Source organism: Ramlibacter sp. Leaf400 (genome assembly GCF_001424545.1).
Lineage (GTDB): Bacteria > Pseudomonadota > Gammaproteobacteria > Burkholderiales > Burkholderiaceae_C > Ramlibacter.
Genome location: NZ_LMQL01000013.1, coordinates 22574 through 47423, shown reverse-complemented (window position 1 = coordinate 47423; position 24850 = coordinate 22574). Strand labels below are relative to the sequence as shown.

The 24850-nt window shown below is 71.3% G+C and carries 33 protein-coding genes; 18 read left to right on the top strand and 15 right to left on the bottom strand.

Annotated features, from left to right (window positions below; translation table 11 throughout):
* The first annotated feature begins 21 nt into the window (after window positions 1–21).
* Window positions 22–489 (top strand): 2-amino-4-hydroxy-6-hydroxymethyldihydropteridine diphosphokinase, encoded by a 468-nt coding sequence (folK, locus tag ASG30_RS18750; RefSeq protein ID WP_055900397.1) that lies wholly within the window; start codon window positions 22–24, stop codon window positions 487–489.
* A 40-nt stretch (window positions 490–529) separates the two neighbouring features.
* A complete protein-coding gene (gene atpE / locus ASG30_RS18745) occupies window positions 530–772 on the top strand; it encodes a F0F1 ATP synthase subunit C (protein ID WP_055900394.1) in 243 nt (80 codons plus the stop codon).
* A 4-nt stretch (window positions 773–776) separates the two neighbouring features.
* Here the strand turns inward: atpE and ASG30_RS18740 are convergent, their stop codons facing one another.
* Complete coding sequence (locus ASG30_RS18740) at window positions 777–2036, bottom strand: cytochrome c (protein WP_055900391.1); 1260 nt, start codon at window positions 2034–2036, stop codon at window positions 777–779.
* Window positions 2033–2752 carry a c-type cytochrome gene (locus ASG30_RS18735; RefSeq protein ID WP_055900388.1) on the bottom strand — a complete coding sequence of 240 codons (720 nt, stop codon included), beginning with the start codon at window positions 2750–2752 and terminating at the stop codon, window positions 2033–2035. Before ASG30_RS18735 ends, ASG30_RS18740 begins: the two co-directional genes overlap by 4 nt.
* A gap of 106 nt (window positions 2753–2858) precedes the next feature.
* On the opposite strand from ASG30_RS18735, the gene ASG30_RS18730 reads away from it, so the two are divergent.
* Window positions 2859–3077: a hypothetical protein gene (locus ASG30_RS18730; protein WP_055900383.1), complete on the top strand. Its 219-nt coding sequence runs from the start codon at window positions 2859–2861 to the stop codon at window positions 3075–3077.
* 11 nt (window positions 3078–3088) lie between these two features.
* Here ASG30_RS18730 and ASG30_RS18725 read toward each other — a convergent pair whose 3' ends face one another.
* Complete coding sequence (locus ASG30_RS18725; RefSeq protein WP_082522201.1) at window positions 3089–3379, bottom strand: 2Fe-2S iron-sulfur cluster-binding protein; 291 nt, start codon at window positions 3377–3379, stop codon at window positions 3089–3091.
* A 49-nt stretch (window positions 3380–3428) separates the two neighbouring features.
* Between ASG30_RS18725 and ASG30_RS18720 the strand changes: the two genes are divergently transcribed.
* From ASG30_RS18720 to ASG30_RS18710, 3 genes are all read left to right on the top strand, one after another.
* The gene (locus tag ASG30_RS18720; protein ID WP_055900380.1) at window positions 3429–4343 is read left to right on the top strand and encodes a DUF808 domain-containing protein; all 915 of its coding nucleotides are present in this window, start codon (window positions 3429–3431) and stop codon (window positions 4341–4343) included.
* A 70-nt stretch (window positions 4344–4413) separates the two neighbouring features.
* Window positions 4414–4677 (top strand): hypothetical protein, encoded by a 264-nt coding sequence (locus ASG30_RS18715; RefSeq protein ID WP_055900376.1) that lies wholly within the window; start codon window positions 4414–4416, stop codon window positions 4675–4677.
* 103 nt (window positions 4678–4780) lie between these two features.
* Entirely contained in the window at window positions 4781–4969 is a 189-nt protein-coding gene (locus ASG30_RS18710) for a hypothetical protein (RefSeq protein WP_055900373.1), read from the top strand.
* A 218-nt stretch (window positions 4970–5187) separates the two neighbouring features.
* Here ASG30_RS18710 and ASG30_RS18705 read toward each other — a convergent pair whose 3' ends face one another.
* On the bottom strand, window positions 5188–5664 hold the full coding sequence (locus ASG30_RS18705; RefSeq protein ID WP_156385622.1) for a hypothetical protein: 477 nt from the start codon (window positions 5662–5664) through the stop codon (window positions 5188–5190).
* 162 nt (window positions 5665–5826) lie between these two features.
* Between ASG30_RS18705 and ASG30_RS18700 the strand changes: the two genes are divergently transcribed.
* Both ASG30_RS18700 and ASG30_RS18695 read left to right on the top strand, forming a co-directional pair.
* Entirely contained in the window at window positions 5827–6537 is a 711-nt protein-coding gene (locus ASG30_RS18700) for a hypothetical protein (protein WP_055900368.1), read from the top strand.
* Between the two features lie 149 nt (window positions 6538–6686).
* Window positions 6687–7316 carry a L,D-transpeptidase gene (locus tag ASG30_RS18695; RefSeq protein ID WP_055900365.1) on the top strand — a complete coding sequence of 210 codons (630 nt, stop codon included), beginning with the start codon at window positions 6687–6689 and terminating at the stop codon, window positions 7314–7316.
* Between the two features lie 64 nt (window positions 7317–7380).
* Here the strand turns inward: ASG30_RS18695 and ASG30_RS18690 are convergent, their stop codons facing one another.
* From ASG30_RS18690 to ASG30_RS18680, 3 genes are all read right to left on the bottom strand, one after another.
* On the bottom strand, window positions 7381–7824 hold the full coding sequence (locus ASG30_RS18690) for a DUF4864 domain-containing protein (RefSeq protein ID WP_055900362.1): 444 nt from the start codon (window positions 7822–7824) through the stop codon (window positions 7381–7383).
* 378 nt (window positions 7825–8202) lie between these two features.
* The gene (locus ASG30_RS18685) at window positions 8203–9138 is read right to left on the bottom strand and encodes a PA2778 family cysteine peptidase (protein WP_055900358.1); all 936 of its coding nucleotides are present in this window, start codon (window positions 9136–9138) and stop codon (window positions 8203–8205) included.
* Window positions 9139–9238: 100 nt separating this feature from the next.
* The gene (locus ASG30_RS18680) at window positions 9239–9589 is read right to left on the bottom strand and encodes a PA2779 family protein (protein WP_055900354.1); all 351 of its coding nucleotides are present in this window, start codon (window positions 9587–9589) and stop codon (window positions 9239–9241) included.
* 207 nt (window positions 9590–9796) lie between these two features.
* On the opposite strand from ASG30_RS18680, the gene ASG30_RS22700 reads away from it, so the two are divergent.
* Window positions 9797–9967 carry a lipoprotein gene (locus ASG30_RS22700; RefSeq protein ID WP_156385620.1) on the top strand — a complete coding sequence of 57 codons (171 nt, stop codon included), beginning with the start codon at window positions 9797–9799 and terminating at the stop codon, window positions 9965–9967.
* A 5-nt stretch (window positions 9968–9972) separates the two neighbouring features.
* Here ASG30_RS22700 and ASG30_RS18675 read toward each other — a convergent pair whose 3' ends face one another.
* On the bottom strand, window positions 9973–10788 hold the full coding sequence (locus tag ASG30_RS18675) for a TIGR00266 family protein (RefSeq protein ID WP_055900349.1): 816 nt from the start codon (window positions 10786–10788) through the stop codon (window positions 9973–9975).
* Window positions 10789–10898: 110 nt separating this feature from the next.
* Entirely contained in the window at window positions 10899–11264 is a 366-nt protein-coding gene (locus ASG30_RS18670) for an HPF/RaiA family ribosome-associated protein (RefSeq protein WP_055900346.1), read from the bottom strand.
* Between the two features lie 106 nt (window positions 11265–11370).
* Here ASG30_RS18670 and ASG30_RS18665 point away from each other — a divergent pair, with 106 nt between their 5' ends.
* The gene (locus ASG30_RS18665) at window positions 11371–12042 is read left to right on the top strand and encodes an alpha/beta hydrolase (RefSeq protein ID WP_055900343.1); all 672 of its coding nucleotides are present in this window, start codon (window positions 11371–11373) and stop codon (window positions 12040–12042) included.
* Between the two features lie 39 nt (window positions 12043–12081).
* Here ASG30_RS18665 and ASG30_RS18660 read toward each other — a convergent pair whose 3' ends face one another.
* The 3 genes from ASG30_RS18660 to ASG30_RS18650 form a co-directional block, all read right to left on the bottom strand.
* Window positions 12082–12552 carry an SRPBCC family protein gene (locus tag ASG30_RS18660; RefSeq protein ID WP_055900340.1) on the bottom strand — a complete coding sequence of 157 codons (471 nt, stop codon included), beginning with the start codon at window positions 12550–12552 and terminating at the stop codon, window positions 12082–12084.
* A gap of 58 nt (window positions 12553–12610) precedes the next feature.
* The gene (locus tag ASG30_RS18655) at window positions 12611–12928 is read right to left on the bottom strand and encodes a hypothetical protein (RefSeq protein WP_055900335.1); all 318 of its coding nucleotides are present in this window, start codon (window positions 12926–12928) and stop codon (window positions 12611–12613) included.
* Window positions 12929–13019: 91 nt separating this feature from the next.
* Window positions 13020–13991, bottom strand: a complete 972-nt coding sequence (locus tag ASG30_RS18650) for an ATP-grasp domain-containing protein (RefSeq protein ID WP_055900333.1) — start codon at window positions 13989–13991, stop codon at window positions 13020–13022.
* 150 nt (window positions 13992–14141) lie between these two features.
* Between ASG30_RS18650 and ASG30_RS18645 the strand changes: the two genes are divergently transcribed.
* The 3 genes from ASG30_RS18645 (at window position 14142) to ASG30_RS18635 (ending at window position 17896) form a co-directional block, all read left to right on the top strand.
* On the top strand, window positions 14142–15581 hold the full coding sequence (locus tag ASG30_RS18645; protein WP_055900330.1) for a serine/threonine-protein kinase: 1440 nt from the start codon (window positions 14142–14144) through the stop codon (window positions 15579–15581).
* A 115-nt stretch (window positions 15582–15696) separates the two neighbouring features.
* A complete protein-coding gene (gshA, locus tag ASG30_RS18640) occupies window positions 15697–17250 on the top strand; it encodes a glutamate--cysteine ligase (protein WP_055900328.1) in 1554 nt (517 codons plus the stop codon).
* Between the two features lie 118 nt (window positions 17251–17368).
* Entirely contained in the window at window positions 17369–17896 is a 528-nt protein-coding gene (locus ASG30_RS18635; protein ID WP_055900325.1) for a hypothetical protein, read from the top strand.
* Window positions 17897–17933: 37 nt separating this feature from the next.
* Here ASG30_RS18635 and ASG30_RS18630 read toward each other — a convergent pair whose 3' ends face one another.
* The 3 genes from ASG30_RS18630 to ASG30_RS18620 all read right to left on the bottom strand — a co-directional run bounded on the left by ASG30_RS18630 (window position 17934) and on the right by ASG30_RS18620 (window position 20303).
* Window positions 17934–18257: a hypothetical protein gene (locus ASG30_RS18630; protein WP_055900322.1), complete on the bottom strand. Its 324-nt coding sequence runs from the start codon at window positions 18255–18257 to the stop codon at window positions 17934–17936.
* A gap of 258 nt (window positions 18258–18515) precedes the next feature.
* Window positions 18516–19439 carry a DMT family transporter gene (locus ASG30_RS18625; RefSeq protein ID WP_055900319.1) on the bottom strand — a complete coding sequence of 308 codons (924 nt, stop codon included), beginning with the start codon at window positions 19437–19439 and terminating at the stop codon, window positions 18516–18518.
* A 30-nt stretch (window positions 19440–19469) separates the two neighbouring features.
* A complete protein-coding gene (locus tag ASG30_RS18620) occupies window positions 19470–20303 on the bottom strand; it encodes an SAM-dependent methyltransferase (RefSeq protein ID WP_055900316.1) in 834 nt (277 codons plus the stop codon).
* Window positions 20304–20491: 188 nt separating this feature from the next.
* Here ASG30_RS18620 and ASG30_RS18615 point away from each other — a divergent pair, with 188 nt between their 5' ends.
* The 5 genes from ASG30_RS18615 to ybaL all read left to right on the top strand — a co-directional run bounded on the left by ASG30_RS18615 (window position 20492) and on the right by ybaL (window position 24812).
* Window positions 20492–20695, top strand: coding sequence for a hypothetical protein (locus ASG30_RS18615; protein ID WP_156385619.1), 204 nt, complete (start codon window positions 20492–20494; stop codon window positions 20693–20695).
* Window positions 20696–20882: 187 nt separating this feature from the next.
* A complete protein-coding gene (locus tag ASG30_RS18610; RefSeq protein ID WP_055900311.1) occupies window positions 20883–21611 on the top strand; it encodes a tyrosine-protein phosphatase in 729 nt (242 codons plus the stop codon).
* Between the two features lie 211 nt (window positions 21612–21822).
* Window positions 21823–22701 (top strand): alpha/beta hydrolase, encoded by an 879-nt coding sequence (locus tag ASG30_RS18605; protein WP_235579841.1) that lies wholly within the window; start codon window positions 21823–21825, stop codon window positions 22699–22701.
* A gap of 35 nt (window positions 22702–22736) precedes the next feature.
* Window positions 22737–23063 (top strand): hypothetical protein, encoded by a 327-nt coding sequence (locus ASG30_RS18600; RefSeq protein ID WP_055900307.1) that lies wholly within the window; start codon window positions 22737–22739, stop codon window positions 23061–23063.
* 21 nt (window positions 23064–23084) lie between these two features.
* Window positions 23085–24812, top strand: coding sequence for a YbaL family putative K(+) efflux transporter (ybaL, locus tag ASG30_RS18595; protein ID WP_082522198.1), 1728 nt, complete (start codon window positions 23085–23087; stop codon window positions 24810–24812).
* Window positions 24813–24850: the final 38 nt, after the last annotated feature.

Sequence of the window (24850 nt, the reverse complement as noted above, 5' to 3'; positions counted from 1 at the left end):
GCCGTGGGTGCAGCGGCAGCGATGAGAGCCCCCGTCACCGCGTACGTCGCGCTCGGCGCCAACCTGGGCGATACGCAGCAGGCCGTCCGCGCCGCGATGGACCGGCTCGGCCAGTTGCCGCGATCGAAGGTGACGGCGCGGTCCTCGCTCTACCGGACCGCTCCGGTGGGAACCACCGGCCCCGACTTCATCAACGCCGTCGTGCGGCTCGACACCTCGCTGCCGGCGCCGGTCCTGCTGGACGCACTGCTGGCCCTCGAGCAGGCGGCTGGCCGCGAGAGGCCCTGGCCGAACGCGCCGCGCACGCTGGACCTGGACCTGCTGCTCTACGGCGACGCGCGCATCGCCAGCGCGCGGCTGACCGTGCCCCATCCGCGGATGAACGAGCGCGCCTTCGTGCTGGTGCCGCTGGCGGAGATCGCGCCCGGGCGCGTGCCACCGCAGGCGATCGCGGCCCTTACCTGCCAGGTCATTGCCCGCATTCCCTGAGTTGGCGAGCATGGAGCCGTCCCCAACGAAGGAGGTTCACATGACCGACACCGGACTGATCGCACTGGCCTGCGGGCTCATCATCGGCCTGGGCGCCATCGGCGCCTGCCTGGGCATAGGCACCATGGGCGGCCGCTTCATCGAGGGCGCGGTGCGCCAGCCCGAGATGATGGAACCGCTGCAGACCAAGATGTTCCTGCTGGCCGGCCTGATCGACGCCAACTTCCTGATCGGCGTCGGGGTGGCGATGATGTTCGTCTTCGCCAACCCCTTCGCGAAATGAAGGATCAGCGCGCGCCGCCGCGCTGGCGCGCGACGTCCAGTTCGCTGACCGGCGCGGCATTGTTGCCCCAGGACGTGCGCAGGTGCGTGAGCACCGCCGCCACGTCCGCGTCGTTCAGCAGCATCACGAAGGGCGGCATCCCGTACGGGCGCGGGTTGCCCGCCGTCGCCGGCGGGTAGCCGCCGCCCAGCACCATCTGCACCAGGTTGGCCGTCACCGCCAGGTTCACGGCGCGGTTGCCCGCCAGCGGCGGATAGGCGCCGGCGATGCCTTCGCCCCTGGCGCCGTGGCACTGCGCGCAGTGCTGCTCGTAGAGTTTCGCGCCGCGCCGGGCCACCAGCTCGTTCACGGGCGGGACCTCGGGCGCCGCGGCCGGTTCGGCCTGCGGCAGCGACTTCAGGAACACGCCCATGGCGAGCGCGTCGGAGTCGCTCAGGTGCTGCGTGCTGTACAGCACCACCTCGGCCATCGGGCCCAGCACGGTGCCCTGCGCGCTGACGCCCTCGCGCAAGAGGCGCGCGATGTCCTTGACGGCCCAGCGGGAGACGCCCGCCTCGGCGTCGGAGGCCAGGGAGGGCGCGTACCAGTTCTGCATCGGGATCAGGCCACCCGACAGATCCATCATGTCGCTGCTCGCGCCCAGCGCGTTGCGCGCCGTGTGGCAGGCGGCGCAATGGCCGAGGCCGCGCACCAGGTAGGCGCCGCGGTTCCACTGCGCCGACCGCTCGGCATCGGCTTCGTACTCGCCGGGCCGGAAAAACAGCGCGCGCCAGACGGCCAGCGCGGCCTGCGTGCTGTAGGGCCAGCGCAGCCCGTGCGGCGTGTTCTCGCGCGGCACCGCAGGCACGGTGCGCAGGTACGCGAACATCGCGTCGGCGTCGGCGCGCGTCACTTCCGTGTAGTTGGGATAGGGGAAGGCCGGGTAGAGCAGCCGGCCGTCGCGCGAGCGGCCGTGGTGCAGCGCGCGCCAGAAGTCGTCGGCCTTCCAGTCGCCCAGGCCGGTGCGCCGGTCGGGCGTGAGGTTGCTCGAATAGACGATGCCGAAAGGCGTGTCGATGGCGCGCCCGCCGGCCCAGGCCTCGCCGCCGCGGCCCGTGTGGCAGGCCATGCAGTTGCCCACGCGAACGAGGTAGGCCCCGCGCTCCACGGAGACCTGCGCCGCCGGGGTGTCCGCGACGTCCGGCTCGGCGAAGTTCACCCACCAGCCCCAGCCCGCGGCGGCGCCGAGCACCAGGACCCCGAGCAGCGCGAAGAGACTCTTCACGGACGCTGCCTTCCCGCCGGCAGGTTGGCGCTGCCGCAGGCGATGGCCGGCGCCTGCGCGAGCCGCTCGACGGCGCGCGGCTGCGCCGGCAGCGGCTGCGCGGCCAGCCAGCTGGACACCGCGGTCAGGTCCTCGGGCGAGAGGCCGCGCGCCACCTGCGCCATGCAGTCCGGCGCGTGTGCGCGGCGCTGGCCGGTGCGCCAGGCGCCCAGCTGCGCGTTCAGGTAGTCGCGCGAGAGGCCCAGCAGGCCGGGCGTGTTCGGCTGCACGCCGGTGAGCGCCTCGCCGTGGCAGCTGGCGCACGAAGGCAGATTCGCCGAAGGCTCGCCCTGCAGCGCGAGCACGCGACCGCGTTCGAGCACCGCCGGCGGGGCCTTGGACGCCGGCGGCTGCTCATAGGGCAGGTCCAGCCGCGCGAAGTGCTGCGAGACCTCCAGCAGGTAGGGCTCGGACAGCGGGTCCAGCAGGCGCGTCATCAGCCCGTAGTGCCGGCGGCCGTCGCGGAAATTGAGCAGCTGGTTGTAGAGGTAGCCGGCCGGCTTGCCGGCGATGCGCGGGTAGTAGCCGTCGGGCCCGGCGCGGCCCTGGGCCCCGTGGCAGATGCTGCACGCGAGCGTGCGCTGCGCCATGCTGTCCTCGAACGGCGCGGCCTTCTGCGCGGCGGCCGGCCCGACCAGGCCGGCCAGCAGCACCGAGTTGAAGAGCAAGGATTTCACGGGCCCGGATCATGCATCAAGCGCGCTGCGCGGCCGCGGCCCATGCGCCACCGTCCTACAGCCGGGGCAAGGCCGCGTTCCTAGAGTGGCCGGGAAGGACGTCTCCATGAACAAGCCCGATTCCGACAAGTCCGCCGACAAGCCTGCCGGCAAGCCCGCCTCCGCCCCCGACACCATGCCCCCGCACGAGCTGCCGCCGCGCGGCCAGGACGACGTGCCCGAGGGCAGCAACGCCACCATCCACCATCCGGACGACCAGGCGCAGCAGCATCCCGCGCGCGAGGACCGCAAGCCGCGCGGCCCCTACGTCACCGGCAACACGTGAGGCCGGCCGCCTCACTCCAGCACGATGTCGGCCGCCGGGTGCGCCACGCAGGGCAGCACCCAGCCTTCGCGCCTTTCCTCCGCGAGCACGCCGGGCCAGTCGATCCTGTAGCGCACCTCGCCCGAGAGCATCCGCTGCATGCAGGTGCGGCAGGTGCCGTTCCGGCACGAGCTGGCCATCGGCCAGCCCGCGGCCTCGGCCGATCGCATCAGCGGCTGGTCCTCGGGCGCGTCGAACGTGGGGCCGCCCACCCCCAGCGTCACCCGCCACACCGCCACTGCCCCGTGATCCTGCTCGTCCATCGGCGATCATCATAGGCATCCACACCACCCACCTCCCCGGAACAAGACCATGGCCTCGAGCTTCTTCGCGCTGCTGGACGACATCGCCACCATCCTGGACGACGTCTCGCTGCTGACCAAGGTCGCGGCCAAGAAGACGGCCGGCGTACTGGGCGACGACCTGGCGCTCAACGCGCAGCAGGTGTCGGGCGTGGCGGCCGACCGCGAGCTGCCGGTGGTGTGGGCGGTGGCCAAGGGCTCGGCCCTGAACAAGTTGATCCTGCTGCCCGCCGCGCTGGCCATCAGCGCGATCGCGCCCTGGGCGGTGCTGCCGCTGCTGATGGTGGGCGGCGCCTACCTGTGCTTCGAGGGCTTCGAGAAGGTCGCGCACCGCTTCCTGCACAAGGACGAGGACCACGCCCGCGTGAAGGCGCTGGAGCGCACGCTGGCCGATCCCGCGGTGGACGTGCTGGCGCTGGAGAAGGAAAAGATCAAGGGCGCCGTGCGCACCGACTTCATCCTCTCGGCCGAGATCATCGTGATCGCGCTGGGCACCGTGGCCGACGCGCCGCTGCCCACGCGGGTGGCGGTGCTGGTGGGCATCGCGGTGCTGATGACGGTGGGGGTCTACGGCCTGGTGGCCGGCATCGTGAAGCTCGACGACCTGGGCTTGTGGATGGCCCGCAGCGGCGCCGCGGCCCGGCGCGCCGTCGGCAACGCCATCCTGCGCATCGCGCCCCTGTTGATGAAGGCGCTCTCGCTGGCCGGCACCGCGGCGATGTTCCTGGTGGGCGGCAGCATCCTCACGCACGGCGTGCCGCCGCTGGAGCACGCGGTGGAACACGCGGCCGAGGGCCTGCCGGGCATCGCCGCGGCGCTGCTGCCGCTGCTGGCCCACGCGGTGGTCGGCATCGCCGCCGGTGCGGCGGTGATGGGCGGCGTGGCGCTTGCGCGCCGCACGTTCGGCCGCCGCGCCGCGGCTTGAACGCGTCCTACAGGGCCCGGGGGCCGGGGCTGGCGCGCTCGGCTCCGCGCCTGCCTTAGCGTTGCGCGCCATGGAACTCCCCGACTGGATCGACCTGCTGCAGTGGCCCGCCATGGCGGCCAGCCTCCTGGCCGCCTGGCTGGTGGCCTCCAACCTCAAGGCGCGGCGCAACGTCGGCTTCTGGGTGTTCCTGGGCAGCAACGTGCTGTGGGGCCTCTGGGGTTGGCACGATGGCGCCTGGGCGTTGATCGCGCTGCAGGTGGCGCTGGCGGCGCTGAACATCCGTGGCGTCTCCAAGACCGAGCCCCCGGAGCACCAGCAGGCCAAGGCGTAGGCGTCGTCCTACCTCGGCGTGCGGCGCCGACCCATGTCGAGCTGTGGCTCATCCGGCCATGATGGGTTCCAGGGCGGAAGGACTGCCCGGAGGGGGAGACACCATGGCGCGACTGCTGCAACACCTGCTGGCCTCGTTCGATCACGACGCGCAAGATGCGCGCGATCGCACCGCCAATTCCTTGATGGACGACGATCTCGCGCTCGGCTGCGAGTGCGCCAACCCCGCGCTGCAATTCGAATCCTGGGAGCCTGCCGCGGCCGTTCCCATGGGCCCAGCGCCGAGCTACTGAAGCAGCAAATCGTGACAGTGGCGGTCCTACAGGCCCTGCCGTTCTAAACCCACTTCGAGGCTCGTGCAGGGGGACCAATCTTCGGTCCAGCCGGCGCCAACAACTTGCCGGCGCCTTTCCCATCCGAACCCCTCGTGGGCAGTTGAATTAAGGAGCATAGACATGATCAAGAGCACCCTCACCACGGTCGCGGCCGCGGCCGTCCTGGCCTTCGGTAGTTACGCCATGGCCCAGAGCGCCGGCGCCGGCGGCGGCACCAGCGCGAGCGGCGGCTCGGCGGCCAGCGGCACCAGCAGCGCGGGCGGCTCCGGCGCGGCTGCGGGCGGCGCGAGCCCCTCGACCCCGGCAACCCCGTCCACCGGCACGATGGGCGCCTCCGGCTCGAGCAGCACGCCCAGCTCCAGCAGCTCCAGCGCGTCGCCCAGCACGGCCGCCCCGAGCGCCAGCGGCTCCACCGGCAGCTCCAGCTCCTCGGCCAGCACGCCGAGCAGCAGCGGCAGCACGATGGGCGCCAGCGGCTCGACCGCCACCCCGCCGGCCTCGGGCTCCGCCGCTTCCAGCACGCCGCCTTCGACCAGCAGCTCGTCGTCTTCCGCGGCACCCAGCGGCAGCGGCAGCACCATGGGCGCCAGCGGCTCGTCGAGCAGCGCCACGAGCGACGCGAGCGGCAGCCGTGCGGCCCGCGCCGACCGCAACTAAGCGGCTCGCCCGCCACACCCCAGGAGGCGGGCCCGCGGGCCCGCCTTTTTCATTGAGACAATCCGATCCGCATGCGATTTCCCCGGTCCCCCTCATCGGAACCCACCCCGGAGCCTGAGCCGCGCGCGAAACCGCGCAATGCCTGGCGTGCCGCGCTGGTGGCCGCTCTTTTGTGCGGATCGGCCGGCGTCGGCTGGTGGTGGGGCCAGGCCCAGGCGCCGCAGGCCGTACCCAAGTCCGGGCCGCAGCTCAAGTCCGCGCCGCACCTGCCGCGCTTCGCCTCCTTTGCCGGCGAGCAGCCCAGCCCCGGCGTGCGCCACGTGGCCGACTGGGCCCTGGACTCCGGCGATGCCGGTGGCCGCTCGTTCGTCATCATCGACAAGCAGCAGGCACGAGTCTGGCTGTTCGATCCCCAGGGCGCGCTGGTCGCGCAGACTCCTGCCCTGATCGGCGCCGCCGTCGGCGACGACTCCGTGCCCGGCATCGGCGAGAAGCCGCTGTCGGAAATCCAGCACGAGGAAAAGACCACCCCGGCCGGCCGCTTCGTGGCCGAACCCGGCGTCAACACCCAGGGCGAGGACATCGTCTGGGTCTCGTACGACCTGGCGGTGTCCATGCACCGGGTGCGCGCCAAGGTGAAGGCCGAGCGCCGCCTCGAGCGCCTGGCCTCCGAGGATCCGGACGACAACCGCATCTCCTTCGGCTGCATCAACCTGCCCGTGGCCTTCTACGAAGGCTCGCTGCTGCCGGCCGTGCGTGGCACCGGGGCGGTGGTCTACGTGCTGCCCGAAACCCGCTCGCCGCAGCAGCAATTCGGCTCCTACGACGTCGCATCCCGCTGGCGCGGCACGCGCACCGCACCCGCGTGAAATTGCGCACGGGCCCGCGCCGGAACCCATCCATCACCTGACTCCCGAGGCTCGCGGCCACAGGTCGCCGCTAGCATTGCCCCAAGCTGAGCCGCCGCCAGGACGGCTCGATCACAAAGCCCGCCCGCAGGCGGGAAACGGGGACTCGGATGCAATGGAAGAGCAGGGCCGCGGCGCTGTGCGCGGCCATGGTCGTCGCGTGCACCGCCACGGCGGGCCGGCTGGATGCGGACTTCGAGAGGCAGCAGCCGTCGCCGGATGCGCGCGAAGTCGCGCAGTGGGTCGGTGAAACCGACGACGCCGCCGGCCGGCCCTACCTCATCGTCGACAAGAAGGCGGCCCGGCTGTTCGTGTTCGAAGGCAGCGGGCGCCTCCTGGCCGCCACGCCGGTGCTGCTCGGCTCGGCGCTGGGCGACGACAGCATGCCGGGCGTGGGCGAGCGGGCGCAGACCGGCGAGCTCACGGCCGAAGACCGCACCACGCCGGCGGGGCGCTACCTCACCCAGCCCGGGCGCAACCTCGACGGCGAGCGCGTGGTCTGGCTCGACTACGGCGCGGCCCTGGCGCTGCACCGGCTGCGGCCCGGCCGGGGCCACCAGGTGCGATCCGCCCGGCTGGAGTCGTCGCAGCCGCACGAGCGCCGCGTGTCGCTGGGCTGCGTGGTGGTGCCGACGGCTTTCTACCTGGACGTGATCGAGCCGCTCCTGGGCTCGCGCCGCGGCGTGGTGTACGTGCTGCCGGAGACGCAGCCGGCTCGCGAGCTGTTCCTGCAGCTTTGACCGCAGGCAAGACGGAAAAAAGCCGGGCAGCGCCCGGCTTTTTGCTTTCAGCGACGGCGACCCGTCAGATCGACTGCCAGTGGTTCTCGGCCACCACGCAGCCGCTGATGCGCCAGCTGCTGTCAGGCTGCCGCTCGAGCGCGAACAGGGCCAGCCAGGACTTGTCGTTGCCGTCCTTGATCTCGACCAGCTGCAGCACGCTGCCGTCTTCTTCTTCGGGCTTGTGGAAGTTCACGATCGCGGGCCGGTACACCATCGGGTAGGCGCCGCGCACCATCGCCAGGAAGCGGTTGGAACTGCCGATCGCGGCGCGCACCGCCGGGGTGGCGGTCTCGAAGGCCTTGTCGGCATCGTCGAGCGCCAGTGCCGACAGCTGGGCGACGATCACCTCCCGCACCCGGGTCGCTTCCGGCTCCGCCAGCGGCCCGGCGGCGGCACGCACGTGGGCACTGAGGGCCGCCAGCGCCATGGCGATCAGCGCGAGGAATCGAACGGAGTGCCGGTTCATTTTGGAGCTCCCGCGAGGTGGGTCGGTCCATCCAGCGTAGGCAGCGCCGACCCCGGCGCCTGTAGGCGGAACACGCCGCGGACGGTGCGCCAACGCAATCACCGCGCGTGGGCGCTTCGGACGCGGCAGGGGGAGGGGAGGCGGGCGCGTCGCGCAACCGGACGCGACGGCAGTCGGGGAGGCCAAGGCAATGGCCCACCGTGGCCGCTGGACAATGTTCGTTCGTTTCGCTTTCGATAGCGGAAGACCGATACCTGTCTCGTGGCGCGGCACCCGGCGGGCACATGCGCAGTGTGGTGAGCGCGGCCCGCGCGGGCCGCAGGCAGGCTGCCCGTGGTCCTGTAGGCGCGCGTCCGGACCCGCCGTCCGTGCGCCGGCTCACCGGGCCGTGCTGGCGCCGCGCTTCATGCGCTCGACGATGGTCTCGCGCGTGCTGCGGATCTCGGAGGCGAACGGGTTGGCCGGGTCGGCCGCGGCCTGCTCGATGAGCGCCAGGGCCTCGCGCTGCTGGCCCTGGTCGGACAGCAGCTGCGCCAGGTTGTTGGCGACGATGGCCGAGTTCGGGTGGCGCCGCCGCGCCTCGCGCAGCACGGCGGTCGCCTGCGGCAGCGACCCGCGCGCATGCAGCTGGTTGGCCAGGCCGATGGCCGAGGCCAGGTTCTCGGGCCAGCGGCGCAGCGCGGTCGCGAAGGCCGTCATCACCCTCTCGCCGTCGGCCACGCGGGCCAGCGCGAGCACGGCGCTGACCCAGGCGTCCTCGGTGGCGGTGGCCGGGATGCGGTCGGGCGGCGTGGCCACCATGGCCCAGTAGCCGCTCTTCATCCAGGTGCGCTCGAAGGCGGTGAAGGGCATCTCCAGCCGCTTGGTGGTGCCCGATCGCAGGTAGATCGTGCCGCTCGGGTAGTCGAAGCCGTTGACCACCGCGTAGTGCCACTGCTGCGCCAGCGTGCCCACGTCCTGCAGCACCAGCACGGGATTGCCGGCGGCCACCTCGCGCAGCAGGTCGCCGTAGCGCGGCGCGATGACGTACGAGACGCGGCCGTGGCGGCGCGCGGCCGCCAGCATCTCCAGCTGCAGGCTGCCGCGGCGCGCCGGCACGTAGACCTGCGAGACCAGCGGCTCGGGCGTGATGGGCACGCCGCTGAAGGCCAGAACGGTCGCGAGCGCGGCCGGGCCGCACTGGTAGTCGTCCTGGGGGAAGAAAGGGACCGCCTCGATCTCGTGCGTCTGCGGCACGCCCGAGGGCCAGCCGCTGCGCAGGGCCACGGTCTGCGGCACCATCTGCGCGCAGCCCGCCGCGGCGAGCGCGAGCACGAGGGCCAGCGCGGCTCGCCACGCCCGGAACGGAGCAAAAAACGGAGCCCGCGCAAGGCGGGCTTCGGAGCGTCGCATGCCGGTCATCCGGCTCCGTGCATCAACGGCGGAACATGAAATACCAGACCGCAGCCGCGATCACCAGCACGGCGAGCAGCGTGCCGCCGTCGGCACCCGCGGGAGCCTGGCGGATGTCGGAGGCGAGTTGCGTGACCTCCTGGTCGTTCATCGCGGCCACGCGATCGCGTGCCTGGCGCGGGTCCACGCCCAGGGCCTCGAGCTGCGAAGAGGTCTCCGCGCGGGCCAGCACTTCGAGCACCATCGAACGGTCGGTCTGCGCCGTACCGGGGGTGGCCTGCTCCGCACCGATCATGCCGGCGCCGGCGGTCTGGAACGACAGCGCGAGCATCGACACCACCAGGCCACGGCAAGTCATCTTCTTCAGGTTCATCTTCGGGCTCCTTGTACGCGGTTGTGAAAGGGAACGCCGGCTCGCGTCGTCCGGCGCGAAATCAATATACGCGTGGTGCGCGACCTTGTGTTGAGCCCCCGGTCACGGTTGAGCACGCAGCACCCCCGCACGCGGCGGTGGGCGCGCACTGCGAGCGCCGCCCTGCTCCTACGCGAGGCCCTGGCGGCCCGCGCTACGGTGACACCCATGCGAAAGATCTTCCTCGCGCTCATCGCCTCCGCCGCGCTCTCCGGCTGCGCCAGCAGCGCCCCGCGCAGCCTGGGTGCATCCGAGCAAGGTGGCCGCGCCACGGACGGAGCCGCCGCCTTCATGGGCTACCACGGCCCGGTGTGGCGGGGCAACGGCCCCGCCGACTGATCAGGTCACTCGTCGTCCCCGCCGCCGAGCACGCCGCCCAGCAGCCCACCCGCCCCGAGGCCGCCCAGCACCGAGCCCTCTTCGCGCGAGCCGCCCCGTTGCGGCGCCGCGGCGAACACGCGCGAAGCCAGCCGCGAGAACGGCAGGCTTTGCAGCCAGATCGTGCCCGGCCCGGCCAGCCTGGCGAAGAACAGCCCCTCGCCGCCGAACAGCGCCGTCTTGATCTTGCCCACGTACTGGATCTCGAAGCTGCAGCCGGGCGTGTAGGCGACCACGCAGCCGGTATCCACCAGCAGGGTCTGGCCGGCCTGCAGCTCGCGCCGCACCACGGTGCCACCGGCGTGCACGAAAGCCAGGCCGTCGCCGTCGAGCTTCTGCATGATGAAGCCCTCGCCGCCGAAGAAGCCCGTCGACAGCCGCTGCTGCAGCGCGATCCCCAGCGACACGCCGCGCGCGGCGCACAGGAAGGCATCCTTCTGGCAGATCAGCGTGCCGCCGAGCTGGCGCAGGTCCATCGGCAGGATCTTGCCGGGGTAGGGCGCGGCGAACGCCACGCGCTGCTTGCCGGCCGAGTTGTTGCTGTAGACCGTGGTGAACAGCGACTCACCCGTCACCAGCCGCTTGCCCGCGCCCATCAGCTTGCCGAAGAAGCCGCCCTGCTGCGCGCTGCCGTCGCCGAACACCGTGTCCATCGCGATGCCGGCGTCCATGAACATCATGCTGCCGGCCTCGCCGATGGCCGCCTCGCCCGGGTCGAGCTCCACCTCGACGAACTGCATTTCCGCGCCGCGGATCTCGTAGTCGATCACGTCCATGGCCATGGCCTCGCCTCCATTGCAGGTTGAAGGCGGGCATCCTACCCAAGGACCGTGCGACAGGCAGCAGCACGCGGCGCTACAGCGCGCCGGTCTCGAACCGGGGGAGCGGCGGGCTACTCGACTTCGGTCGAGGTCGTGTCGCGGCGGATGGTGTCGCGGTCGCGGTGCTGGTGGCGGTCGAGCTTGCCCAGCGTGTGGTCCAGGAGGTTGATCAGCTTCTGGGTCGCGCCGCGGAAGGCTTCGTCCTGCGACGGCGCATCGTGCGAGGCCGCCACCATGTCGTAGCCGGCGATGCGCGCCTCCAGCGTGCAGCGCTTGTCCGGCCCGCCCCGCTTGCTGTTGTTGTCCCTCAGTTGCACCTCGACGCGGTTGACGTCCTGGCGGAAGCGTGACAGCGATTCGTTGAGGTATTCGTTGGCCCAGCGCTCCAGGCTGTCCTTGTTCTCGATGCCGTTGCTGGTGTTCACCTGAACCTGCATGTGCATGTTCCTTTCACGCTTGTGTTGCGGCCAGTTTGGCGACGCAGCCGTGCGAGGGGTGTAGGACAATGGCGGCCCCTTCCTTCAGACGACCCTTCCGCCTCGCATGAGCCTGCTCGACACCATCGAAATCGAGACCGCACCGCAGCCCCAGTCCTGCGTCATCTGGCTGCATGGCCTGGGCGCCGACGGCAACGATTTCGTGCCGATCGTCGAGCAGATGCGGCTCGAGGGCGCCGGGCCGATCCGCTTCGTCTTCCCGCATGCGCCGGTGATGCCGGTGACCATCAACAACGGCTACCGGATGCGTGCCTGGTACGACATCCTGGGCACCGAGTTGACCAAGCGCGAGGACGAGGCCGGGCTGCGGGCCTCGCTGGCCGCGGTCGAGGCGCTGCTGGCGCGGGAGAAGTCGCGCGGTATTGCCGCTTCGCGCATCGTGCTGGCCGGCTTCTCGCAGGGCAGCGCGATGGCATTGCTCACGGGGCTTCGCCACGCCGAGCGCCTGGCTGGCATCGTGGGCCTGTCGGGCTACCTGCCGCTGGCGGCCAGCATCGAGGCCGAGCGCAGCGCGGCCAATGCGCTCACGCCCGTCTTCATGGCGCACGGCAGCTACGACAACGTGGTGGTGCCCGATCGCGGGCGCGAATCCTGCGCATTGCTGCGCGGCCTGGGCTACGACGTGAGTTGGCACGAGTACCCGATGGCGCACTCGGTCTGCATGGAGGAGGTCCAGGACCTCGATGCCTGGCTGGCGAAGGTGCTGGCGCGCGACTGATTTCGCGCGAGGGGCGGGGGTCCGCGTCCTGCGACGCGCTCAGACCTCGCCGCCGAACCGCTTGGCCAGGTTGGCCAGGTACTTCTCGACCAGCTTCTCGAACTCGCCCTCGACCACGGGCGCGACCACCATCTTCATCAGGCCGGGCAGGGGCACGTTGATCTCGCCCTCGATGTTGAGCGCGAGGTGGGTGGACTTCCTGTTGTCGGTGATCTTCCAGTCGCCGCCCACCAGGGCGTTGCCCACGCCCGGCACCGGCTTCCAGGTGACCGTGCCCTTGGCCTTGCTGCTGGTGTACTTGCTGGCGTAGACGGTCTGGATGTTCACCTGCGCGGTGCCCACCTTCTCCATCTCCCACTTGTAGACGCCGTCGCCCAGGTCGGTGAGCTTGTCCACCTTGGGAAAGAACGCCACCGACGTCGGAACGTCCGACAGCACCTCGAACACCTCGGCGGCCTTGGCCTTGACCTCGAGCTCGTAGCCCATGCGGATGGGAACGCTGATCGCCATGGTGTCTCCTGTCGTGCTTTCGTCGGGCGATTCTGCCACCGGGGTGGCAGGCGATCGATCAGGCGCGGGCGCGGGCGCGGGCCAGCGCGCCGTCGGCCGCCTGCACCAGCGTGTCGACGGCAGTACCGGCGCCGCTGCTGGACAGCTGCAGGCCCTGGCGGTAGTAGCGGGCGAACACCTTGCGGGCGTTGGCGGCGTTGCGGCGCGTCTCGGCCGACAGGCGGGGACGGGCCTGCTCGAAGGCGATGTCCCAGCGCTCGGCCGCGAAGCGGCCCAGGCGCTCGCCGCCGGCGCGGTACGCGTCGATGGCGCCGTGGGCGGTGACACCGAAGGCTTCGACGACCTGGGCGGCGGTGGTGGTGATGTTGTCGTTCATTGTTGGACCTCGTCAGGAAGAGATGGCCCATTGTCCGAATCGGCCGTAGAGCCGGACACCTAACCGCGCCGTTTTTCCTAGGGGCCGGTCCCTAGCCTCGTCTCGAATCCCCACCGGCCCGCAGTTGCACGACCAGGAAATCGACGACACGCTCGAAGGGGTCGAAGCCGAACGCCTGCGCCACCGACGGCCGCAGGTTGGAGTTGGCGTTGACGTCGTAGAAGACGCGCCGGCCGTCCGGCGTTTCCAGGTACTCGATCCCGCCGACGTCCAGGCGCGCCGCGCGCACGATGCGCAGCGCCGTGTCGACGGCTTCGCGGGGCACCTCGGGATACGGGTGGAACTCCACCGGCGGCGCGTCCTCCTGCTGCGGCGTGACCTCGCAGACGCCCTCGCCATCGTCCGGGTTGCAGACCGGTGACGGGCACAGGTTGAAGCGGCCATGCGTCTTCACGCGCATCGCGTACAGCAGCTCGCCGCCCAGGAACTCCATGCGCACGATGCCCTGCTCCGGGTCATGGGGCAGGTACTCCTGCAGCAGGAACAGGTTGTCCGGCAGCCACACCGAGGGATCGCGCCGGAAGATCTCCTCGACCTGCCCGATCGAATCCACCACCTGGATGCGGGCGCCGCTGCCGCCCTGGTCGGGCTTGAGCACGGCGGGCCAGGTGATCCGGTCCGCATGGCGGCGCAGGGCAGCGGGGTCGTTGAAGGTGATGGACCTCGGCGTGTCGATGCCCAGGGCCTGCAGCAGGGCCGCCTGCATGCTCTTGCTCAGTTCGAGCGCGAAGACGTCGGCGCCGTTCAGGACGCGGGCCCCGAGCTGCTCCAGCGTGCGCAGGTAGGCCAGGGCCAGCGGCACCGCCCGCGTGTTGCCGCGCAGGTAGGCGCTGGGGCTGGCCTGGTTGAAGTACAGCTTCGCCGCGGGCCGCTCGACGTTGTCGAACGCGGCGCTCGTGACGTCGAACGGCGCGTACGCCACGCCGCGCTTGTCGAGCGCGCAGAAGAGCGGCTTCTGCCATTCGGGATGCTCGTGGAGGACGACCAGCTCTGGAGAACTCATGGCGACGAATGTACGGAAAGTGCGAAAGCCTTGCCGCGCCGCAGGTGCCGCACGTCGAGAACCTCCGCCGTCCTACAGCCCAGATGCATGGGAAGTCCGACCATGAGCTTCGATGCACGCACTGGTCATTCGCCTAGGGAGCTCCACAGGATGAGGCCGAGCGAGCCGCAAGACACGCTGGGCCCCTTCCAGCTGCTCCGCATCGTCGGGAGCGACGCGAACGGGACCGTGTACGAAGCTTTCGATCCGGTCCTCGAGGAACGGCTGACGCTCAGGACGTTCCCCGCGCTCACCCCGCGCGGCGCCGACCGGCTCACGGACCTGCGCACCAGCGTCCGGGCGGGCGACGGGCCCCAGCACCCCAACATCGTCGCGGTGCACGAGTGCGGATGGGACGAGGGGACGCCCTTCGTCGCCATGGATTACGTCGAGGGCGAAAGCCTGGCGCAGTACCTGGCGCGCGTGGGCCGGCTCCCGGTGTTCCAGGGACTGGCGCTGGCCTCGCAGCTGCTGTCCGCCCTGGAGTACGCCCACGGCCAGGGCCTGGTGCACGGCTCGATCGACCCGCAGCACCTGCTGGTCAACCGCAGCGGGCGCTTGAAGATCACCGGCTTCGGCTGGGCCGACCTCGAAGCGGACGGCACCTGCCGGCACTCTCCTTTCGACGTGCCGCCCTACAGCGCGCCGGAGCAGATCGTGGGCGAACCGGTGGACCACCGCGCGGACCTCTACTCGGCCGCGGTCGTGGTCTACGAGCTGATGACCGGTTCGGTGCCGTTCCGGTCAGGCCGGGACGTGGCGGCCGCACTTGAGGTGGCTGGACCGATGTGGCCGGCCCGCGCGGCGCGACCGGACCTGCCGATCGGGCTGGATGCCGTCTTCCAGCGGGCCCTGGCGCAGGAGCCCGGAACGCGCTACCAGGAGGCCGCCGCATTCCAGTCCGCCCTGGAGGCGGCGATCGGCACGCCGACCTGGGTTCGCTCTGTCCGGCCTGCCGCTGGGGGCCGCGCGAGGCCGCACGCCCGCCGGCACCGGATCCGCCTTGCGGCGGGATGGCTGGGTGGGACGGGGTGCGCGGCGGCTGTCGTGCTGGCCGTGGTCGTGCTCGGCAGCGGTCCGACGCGTGTCGACGCTCCTGCAGCCCTCGTCGCGACGCAACTGCAGCAGCAACAACAGCAGCCGCTGGTGGTCGTTGCATCGAGCATGCAGCCCCCCGTGCTCGCGCCTGTCGTGGAGCAGGTCGAGCCCGCGGCTGTCGCGCAGCCTGCGCAGGTAGAGCTCGAACCCGAACCGGCGCCGGAGCCGGCGCCCCGGGTCCGGAGCGAACCGCGATCGACGGTGAAAAGCAAGGTTGCCACCGCATCCCCTCCACACGGCGCGCCGGACCGCCAGCGCACGGCGCTTCGCTCGCGCCCGTCCCAACCCGAATCGCCCGCCTCCAGTTGCAGCAACGAACTGGCCTTCGCGCGCGAGCTCTGCACGGCCTTCCAGTGCGCGACGGCGGAGTTCCGCAGGCACCCGGTCTGCGTGCGGATGCATGCGCAGGCCTATGCCCGCAACCGCCTCGCGGAGCCCCGCGAAGGGCCCTGATCGAGGGCCCACGCATGGGCTGCCCTACCCCGAAACCGCGATTCCCGGCGCGCTGCAGGCTTTGCCCAAAGGTGTTACCGTCGGCGCCCTGTTCCCGAGGGCAAGACCGATTTCCATGAGCCGACTGCAAGACGCCCTGAACCAGATCGCCACCGAGCGGCTCCGGGGCATCCGGCGCGGCATCGAGAAGGAAAGCCTGCGGGCGGCCGCCACCGGCGCGCTGGCGCTCACCCCGCATCCGGCCGCGCTGGGCTCGGCCCTGACGCACCCGAACATCACCACCGACTACAGCGAATCCCAGCTGGAGCTGATCACCGGCGTGCACGCCACGCCCGAGACCTGCCTGGAGGAGCTGCTGCGCATCCACCAGTACACGGTGCGCGCGCTCGGCGACGAGATGCTGTGGGTGTCCAGCATGCCGTGCAACCTGCCGGCCGACGAAACCATCCCGATCGGGCGCTACGGCTCGTCCAACGTCGGGCGCGCCAAGAGCGTCTACCGCATGGGCCTGGCGCACCGCTACGGCCGGCGCATGCAGACCATCTCGGGCATCCACTACAACTGGTCGATGCCGGGCGTGGGCAGCGACCAGTACTTCGCGCTCATCCGCAACTTCCGCCGCCACGCCTTCCTGCTGCTGTACCTGTTCGGCGCGTCGCCGGCCGTATGTTCGTCCTTCGTGGCCGGCCGCCAGCACGACCTGCAGCCGCTGGGCGAGGGCACCATGTACATGCCCTACGGGACTTCGCTGCGCATGGGCCGCCTGGGTTACCAGAGCGATGCGCAGGCCAGCCTGGCCGTCAGCTACAACGGGCTGGACGGCTACGCGGCCTCGCTGCAGGAGGCGCTGACCCGGCCGTATCCGGCGTACGAGGCCATCGGCATCGTCAACCCGGGCGGCGAATACAACCAGCTGGCCACCAGCCTGCTGCAGATCGAGAACGAGTTCTACGGGACCATCCGTCCCAAGCGCGTGATCCTGCCCGGCGAGCGGCCGCTGCATGCGCTGCGCGACCGCGGCGTCGAATACGTCGAGGTGCGGCTGCTCGACCTGGACCCCTTCGTGCCCGTGGGCATCAAGGCGACCACGCTGCGCTTCCTGGACGTCTTCCTGCTTCACTGCCTGCTGGCCGACAGCCCGCCGGACACGCCGGCCGAGATCGCGCAGATCGGGCGCAACCAGCACCGCACCGCCGCTTTCGGCCGCCAGCCCGGCCTGCGCCTGGAGCGCGGCCGCGGCGACATCGCGCTGGCCGAATGGGGCGCCGAGCTGCTCGACGCCTTCGGTCCGGCCGCCGCCGCGCTGGACGCCGTGCACGGCACCAGCGACCACGGCGATGCGGTGCGCGCCGCCCGCTCCATGCTGGACGCGCCGACCATGCTGCCCTCGGCCCGCGTGCTCGAAGTGATGGGTCGCGACCACGGCAATTCCTTCACCGCGTTCACCCGCGCGCAGTCGGTGCAGACGCACCAGAAGCTGCTGTCGCTGCCGTTCAGCACCGCGCAGCAGGCACGCTTCGACGCGCTGAGCCAGCAGTCGATGCAGGAGCAGCGCGACATCGAGGCGCGCGACTCCATGCCGTTCGAGACCTACCGCCAGCAGTACGTTTCGCCGGAGCGCCTGGGCCTGACCCGGACGGCTGTAGCCCCCGCCCTGGCCGCCGTTTAGGCGCGTTTTAGCGGCATTTGTGCTGCTTTTGCTCACAAATTTTTGCCGTCGCGTTGCTCAGCGGGTCCACTGACGGGCCACAGTCGCGTTGGGAGGTTCCCATCCCCTGGAGGAAGCGATGAAACAACGCAACAACAAGGTTCTGTGCATGGGCCTGCTGACGGCCCTGGCCCTGGGCTTCGGCAGCCCGGCCGCCATGGCGGAGAAGCCCGACTGGGCCGGCGGTGGTGGCGGGCACAAGCACAAGGGCAAGGACCACGACGACGATCACGGTGGCAAGCACGCCCACAAGCACAAGCACAAGAAGGAGCACCGCGAGGCGCGCGTCGGCCGCTACTTCGACGATGACGACCGCCGTGCCGTGCGCGTGTACTACGTCGAGCATTACGGCGGCGCCAAGGGCTGCCCGCCCGGCCTGGCCAAGAAGAACAACGGCTGCATGCCCCCGGGGCATGCCAAGAAGTACCACGTGGGCCAGCCGCTGCCGACGGCGGTCGTCTACTACCCGGTGCCGCAGCCGGTGCTGGTGCAGCTGCCGCCGGCGCCCGTGGGCCACAAGTACGTGCGGGTCGCGGCCGACATCCTGCTGATCGCGGTGGGCACCTCGATGGTGGTCGACGCGGTCACCGACCTGAGCAGGCTCTGATGCCCGAAGCCGCCGCGTGCAACGCGCGGCGGCGTTTTCACAGCGGCCCGGGCAGGGCCTTCAGGCCGATCCAGGCCGCCAAGGTCACCGCGGCGATCGGCACGCTGAGGGCGCTGGGCACGTAGAACAGCATGGACAGCACCGGCGATTCCAGCAGGATCTCCACCACGCCGCCCAGGCCGTAGCAGAACAGCCCCCACCACATCCAACGGCGCAGGTAGAGCGGCAGCCAGCGGGCCTGTTCGCGGTTGTGGCGCCAGGCGGCCGCGCGCTCGAACAGGGTGCCGCGGGTGACGTCCTTGAACAGCCAGCCGAAGAAGAAGTACCGGTACAGGAGGGTGCGGAATTGAGGTTCTTGCACGATGCGAGCCGCGCGGACGGCTAGCCAGTGTTTTTCAGGCCGACGGCTGAAGCTGTAGGAGCCCGCCGACCGCTGTCGTGGGGCGTGGACGCGCCGCCGCCGGCCGGCAGCCCGGCTGTTGGGATTGGCGCCGAGGGGACAGAACACAGAGGCACAGAGGCACAGAGGGGGAAGAAAAAAAATTGAGAAGGGCCTCCCTTCAAAAGATTTCTGTCTTCCCTCTGTGCCTCTGTGCCTCTGTGTTCTGTCCTCCCCCTTTCACAACGTAGCGAACATCGCCAGCAGCCCCGCGACCACCAGCGCGAGCCCCAGGCTTTCCCGCGGCGCGAGCTTCTCCCGCAGGAAGCGGTGCGACACCAGGTAGCTGAACACCACCTCGGCCAGACCCAGCGTGCGCACGTTGGCCGCGGTGGTCAACGCGAAGGCGGTGAACCAGCCGATCGACGCCAGCGCCCCCATCGCGCCCGCTGCGGTGGACACGCGCCAGGCCGACACGATGGCGCGCAGCGACTCGCGCGAGCGCCAGGCCAGCCAGCCGCCGAGCAGCAGCGTCTGCACCGCCTGCGCGCACAGCACGCCCCAGGCTCCCGCCATCCAGGGTGAAGCTTCCGGCAAGGCCAGGGCCGCGCCGCGGTAACCCACCGCGGACAGCGCGAAGCCCGCGCCCGAGGCCAGGCCCCAGAGCGCCGCGCCGCCGGTCCAGTCGACCGCCGCCGATCCCTTCACCGGCATCGACAGCAGCACCACGCCGGCCGTGGCCAGGCCGATCGCCAGCAGCGTGGCCCAGCCCGGCAGTTCGCGCAGGAACAGAGTGGCGAACAGCGCGACCTGCAGCGCGTCGGTCTTGGAGAAGGCCACGCCGACGACGAAGCTGCGCTGCTTCATCGCGGCCAGCAGGAAGGCGGTGGCGGCCAGCTGGCTCACCGCCCCCAGCAGCAGCCAGCCGGCCCAGCCCAGGGTGAAGTGCGGCACCGGCGAGGCGGTGCCCGGCAGCGCGTGCAGCAGCAGCACCCAGGCGGCGGCGAACGGCAGGCCGTAGAGGAAACGCGCCAGGGTCGCGCCCAGCGTGCCGGCCTGCGCGACCAGCGAGCGCTGGGCCGCGTTGCGCGCGGTCTGCGCCAGCGCCGCCCACAGGACGATCGGGATCCAGAGCCAGGGCAGGGCGGCGGCGGTCGTGCTCACGCGGCATTGTCGCCGCGGCGGCCGCCTGGCTCAGCCGGTGCAGGCCTCGCCTTCGCCGCGCCGGAACGCGGTGCCGCGCGCCAGGGCGAGCGGGCCATCGCCCTCCTTCACCGTCAGCTCGTCGCCCTGCTTTTCCAGCACCAGCGCGCCCACGCGGGTGGACTGCGTGCGCAGCACGTTGCCTTCCATGGTGCCGGCGATGGTGCGGCTGCGGCCCTTGCGCAGCAGCTCGCCTTCCACCGCCTGGTGCTTCTGCGTCAGCCGCAGGCTGAAGTCGCGCAGCGGACCGGTGCCGCACCACAGGCCCTGGACCTGCGCCGGCACCGTCCACAGGTGCACCTGGCTGGTCTTGACCAGGCCGACCTTCTTGTCCGGCACCTCCAGCACCGAAGTGCGGTCGGGCTTCCAGTCGCCCAGGTCCCAGTCGTGCGACACCACGCGGGTGCCGGGCTTGAGCGCCAGCAGGGCCGGGCGCAGCTGCATGTTCACCTCGGGCAGCAGGTACATGGTGACCACGGTGGCGGGCGCCAGGTCGGTCTTGAACAGGTCCTGCTCGGCGAACTTCACGCGGTCCGCCACGCCGGCCTCCTGGGCCGAGCGGCGGCTGGACTCGACCAGCTGCGGCACGATCTCCACGCCCAGGCCGCTGGCGCCGAAGCGCCGCGCCGCCGTGATGACGATGCGGCCGTCGCCGGAGCCGAGGTCGATCACGTGGTCCCGGGGGCCGACGCCGGCCAGGCGCAGCATCTCGAGGGTGACGTTGTCGGGGGAGGTGATGAAGGGCACTTCCTCGCCGGATTGCGCCCGGGCGCCGGCGCCCAGGCACAGGGCGAGCAGCAGGGTGGAAAGGGTGCGGCGTTGCATGGCGCGCACCTTAGCAGGCCTCGCGCCGGCTGAGCGCCGCAGCGGCCCGGGCGGCGGTCGGCGGGACGCGGTCCCGCGTTGTCCTACAGGCCGGCTTTCCCCGCACCGACAGACGACCGCGCAAGCGCACCTAGAGTCAGCCCACGCCCGCACGCGCGGTGCGCCGGGCGCACGACCAGGAGCAAGCTATGGCATCTTCGAAGTCCCCCAGGATGAGCGGCAGCAAGAGCCCTGGAAGCAGCGGCAGCCGGGGCAGCCGCGGCCAGGCCAACACCGGCAGCATGGCCGGCCGCGCCGAGGCCGGCGGCAAGGGCGCCAAGATGAGCAGCCCCAAGGCCAAGGCGCCGGCCGACCGCCCCATGAGCACCCCCAAGGGCAGCAAGAGCAAGTGATCGCCAACCCCGCGCAGGCGGGGATCGCGCTTGACCCGTCATCCCCGCGAAGGCGGGGATCAGGAAGCCCGGCACAGCCGGGCTTTTTCGTGGCCACCGAGGCTTGCTTCACGATCCTGTGGTGCCGGGCGGCCTCCGGGGCGCCGCCGCGACAGCCCCGACCCCGGCGTCCCCGACAATGGGGCCAATGTCCGCCGCCCCGTCCCTGCTCGCCAATCCGTCCAACTTCCGCGACCTCGCCGCCAACGTGCGCAGCGTGCCGGTGCGGCGCAACGTGCTGTTCCGCTCCGACCACCTGGGCGCGCTGAACGAGGACGACGCGTCGCAGATCCTGGCCCTGGGCATCGGCCGCGTGCTGGACTTCCGCGGGGTCGACGAGCGCGCTTCCGCGGCCTGCTGCCTGCCCGGGGTGCAGGTGCACTCGCTGGCCATCGAGCCGACCATCGTGCAGGTGCTCACCGACCTCACCGAGAGCGGCCACCGCCTGACCGAGGCCGACGTGGTCGCCCACATGAAGGACACCTACCGCGGCTTCGTGCGCACCAGCGCGCACCGCTTCGCCGAGTTCTTCAACCACCTGCTCGAATCCGATTCGCCGACGGTGTTCCATTGCACCGCGGGCAAGGACCGCACCGGCTTCGCCGCGGCGCTGGTGCTGCATGCGCTGGGCGCGACGCACGAGGAGGTGATGCAGGACTACCTGCTCACCAACGAGCGGCTCAAGCCCCCGTCCTCCTTCTGGAGTGCGCTCGACCCTCGCGCGGCGAAGGTGCTGTGGGGCGTGCAGCCCGGGTTCCTGGAGGCCGCCTTCGAGGCGATCGACCAGGACTACGGCGGCCTCGAGGCTTTCCTGCGCGAAGGCCTGCGCCTGGGCCCGCAGGAGCGCGCGCGCCTGAACGCCCTGTACCGGCGCTGAAACGCACGCCAAGCCCGGCCGTTTTCCTACTCCATCGGCCAAACGGCACCGACACGGGTGCGCATGCCCATGGGCGCACCATGGCATGCAACAAGCCGGCAAAGCTTTCGAAAACGCCGGCGAAGGGAGTCGCCATGGCACTTCATCGACCGACCGCGCAGCAGCGCGCAGGGACTTCGGGTCCGCAAGGGGAGGAGGCGCCATGGGCAGGATGTACGCACCGTTGATCGCCGTCCCGGCGCTGGGCGCCGCGCTGTACGGCGCCGCCATCGCCTGGCTTTACTTCCGCCAGGAAAGGCTGCTGTTCGAGCCCGATCCCCTGCCGGCCGACCAGCCCCTCTTCACCGACCCCGACGTGCGCGAGTTCACGGTGGAAGTGCCCGGCGCGCGCCTGTCGGTCGCGCAGCTCAAGCTGCCCGACCCGCGCGGCGTGGTGTTCTACCTGCACGGCAACTCGGCCAACCTGCGGCGCTGGTTCGTGGGCCTGGACGCCTTCCGCGAGCTGAACTTCGACGTGGTCATGATGGACTACCGCGGCTACGGCAAGAGCACCGGCCGCATCGAGAGCGAGGCGCAATTGCGCGCCGACGTCCGTGCGGTGTGGAACGAAGTGGCCACCGCTTACGAAGGGCGCCGCATCGTGGTCTCGGGCCAGTCGCTGGGCACCGCGCTGGCCGCCGGCCTGTCGTCCGAGCTGTGCGAGGCCGGCTGCCCGCCCGACCTCACGCTGCTGATCTCGCCTTACAGCAGCATGCGCGCGCTGGCCGACGAACGCTACCCGTGGGTGCCCAGCCGCGTGCTGCGCTACCCGCTGCCCACCGCGGACCTGGTGGCCAAGTGCAAGGGGCCGGTGATGCTGGTGCACGGCGACCGCGACGAGCTGATCGGCCACCATCACAGCGAGGCGATCCGCAAGGTGCTGCCGCAATGCCAGCTGCTGCTGGTGGAAGGCGCGGGGCATGGCGACGTGCACGAACACCCCTCCTTCCGCCAGGGCATCGCGTCGGCGCTGATCGGCCTGGCCGGCCTGGCCGTGGCCCCGGTTTCCTACGCGCCGTCCGGAGCGGGACCTACAGCAGCGGTGCCCTGAGCCGCGGAGCATGAGGAGGTTTGCAGGAGACCTCCATGCCCGACCCGAAACGCTCCCCCGACGACTCGAACTCCGCCGGTGATGGCCCCGGCAAGGTGGGCGTGACCAGCGACCGCCAGCCGGACCTCGTCGCGCCCAGCGGCGTCAACGAACGTGACCACGGCGCCGCCGACGACAAGCCCATGGGCGGCGGCGCGGTGAACCTGGACGACGACGACGAACTCCATCCGCGCGGCAACACCACCCGCACCCAGGGCACCTGGTCCGCGCAGGGCGGTGACTCCGGCGACATCGGCAAGTCCCCCGGCCCCGGCCTGTCGGACCGCAACGGTCCGAGCGACCCCGACGCCAAGAAGGGCTAGCCTCCGGGCGCACCCCGGCGGATGCCCCACCACGCTCCCCTGATCGCCACGCTGGTGGGCAGCCTCTGCCTGGCCTTCGTGCTGGGTGCCCTCGCGCATCGGCTGCGCCTGCCGCCGCTGGCGGGCTACCTGCTGGCCGGCGTGGCGCTCGGCCCGCACACACCCGGTTTCGTCGCCGACCAGGCGCTGGCCAACGAGCTGGCCGAGATCGGCGTGATCCTGCTCATGTTCGGCGTGGGCCTGCACTTTTCGCTCAAGGACCTGCTGGCGGTGCGCCGCGTCGCCGTGCCCGGGGCGCTGGTGCAGATCGCCGTCGCCACCGCGCTGGGCTGGGCGCTCGGGCGCTCGTTCGGCTGGTCCGATCCGGCGTCGCTGGTGTTCGGGCTGTCGCTGTCGGTGGCCAGCACCGTGGTCCTGCTGCGGGCGCTGCAGCAGCAGCGCCTGCTGGACACCGACCGCGGGCATATCGCCATCGGCTGGCTCATCGTCGAGGACCTGGTGATGGTGATCGCGCTGGTGCTGCTGCCGGTGCTGGCCGAGTCGGTCCAGGGCGGCGACGTGTCGGCGCTCGACCTGGTGCTCGAGCTGGGCTGGACGCTGGTCAAGGTCGCCGCGTTCGTGGCCGTGATGCTGGTCGTCGGGCGCCGGCTGCTGCCCTGGGTGATGGACCGCATCGCGCGCGGCGGGTCCAAGGAGCTGTTCCGGCTGGCGGTGCTGGCGATCGCCCTGGGCGTGGCGTTCGGCTCGGCCTGGATGTTCGACGTGTCGTTCGCGCTCGGCGCCTTCTTCGCCGGCATGGTGCTGGGCGAGTCGGAGCTGAGCACCGAGGCCGCCGACGAGACGGTGCCGCTGCGCGACGCCTTCGCCGTGCTGTTCTTCGTCTCCATCGGCATGCTGCTGGACCCGGCGATCCTGGTGGAGCAGCCCTGGGCGGTGCTGGCCACCTTCCTCATCATCGTGCTGGGCAAGTCGCTGGCGGCCTTCCTGATCGTGCGGCTGTTCCGCCATCCCTCGGCCACCGCCTTGACGATCTCGGCCAGCCTGGCGCAGATCGGCGAGTTCTCCTTCATCCTGGCGGGCCTGGGCGTGTCGCTGCAACTGCTGCCCGAGGAAGGGCGCGACCTGATCCTGGCCGGCGCGATCCTGTCCATCCTGTGCAACCCGCTGATCTTCGTGGCGCTGACACGGCTTTCCGACCGCACCGACAACCGCGCGGCACGCCGGCGCCGCCGCGAGGAGACGGCCCGCGCCGACAACGCGCTCTCCCACCTGAAGGGCCACACCGTGCTGATCGGCCACGGCCGCGTGGGCGAGCGGGTGGCGGCCATGCTGGTCGAGCAGGGCGCGCCGCTGGTCGTCATCGAGGACCGGCTCGACCGCGTGCGCGAGTTGCGCGAGCAGGGCCTGGAGGTGCTGTGCGGCAGCGGCGTGAACATCGCGCTGCTCGAGGATGCCAACGTGGCGCAGGCGGCCCAGCTGGTGGTGACCACCGCCGATCCCTACGAGGCCGGCGAGGTGATCCGCCGCGCGCGCCGGCTCAACCCGGGGATCGCCGTCACCGCCCGCGCCCACACCGGCGGCGCGGTCGAGTACCTCGATTCGCGCGGCGCCGACCACGTGATCATGGGCGAGCACGAGATCGCGCGCGGCATGGCCGACTGGGTGCTGTTCCGGTACCGCGGCAACGGCGACGGGCCGGGTCCGGCGCGCTCTGCCCGCCGTCCTACAGCACCGGCAGAGGCACGCTGACAGGGGCAGGGAAGGCGTCTTGCCTAGAGTCGTGACTG